The sequence below is a fragment of the Caballeronia sp. LZ065 genome (assembly GCF_031450975.1).
Classification (GTDB): domain Bacteria; phylum Pseudomonadota; class Gammaproteobacteria; order Burkholderiales; family Burkholderiaceae; genus Caballeronia.
Genome location: NZ_JARUXV010000040.1, coordinates 1 through 417 on the forward strand (window position 1 = coordinate 1; position 417 = coordinate 417).

Here is a 417-nt window from a genome sequence, read left to right on the forward strand (position 1 = left end):
AGAATCAGACGATCCTTCTTGTCCCACGCATAGCGCGTGGTTCCTTCCCCCGGCGCTTCGCGGTGTAGCAGATTGCCGCGCGCATCGTGGGTGAAGTGCGTGACACGCCCCAACGCATCGGTCAAGTTAGCCAGATAGCCATTCGCGTCGTAGTCCAGCGCCGTGCAGCGCCGCGCCGCATCCGCCACTTGCGTCAGCTGCCCAAGCGCGTCATAACCGAAGACGCTTGAACACCCCGACGGTGTCACCCGTTCAATCAGATTGCCGCGCGTATCCCAGACCTGACGCCAGACGCCTCCCTCGGGATCGGTGATCGCAACCGGCCGATGCTGCTCGTCATACTCGGTCTGCACCACGGTGCGATCCGGCAGCCTGTGCGCGAGCAGGTTGCCATGCCCGTCATACTCCCATTCCGTC

The 417-nt window shown here is 63.3% G+C and carries 1 protein-coding gene; it reads right to left on the reverse strand.

All coding sequences use genetic code 11. From position 1 onward, the window contains the following. A partial coding sequence (locus QCE63_RS35550) for a hypothetical protein (protein WP_309839953.1) occupies window positions 1–417 on the reverse strand: 417 nt, incomplete at both ends.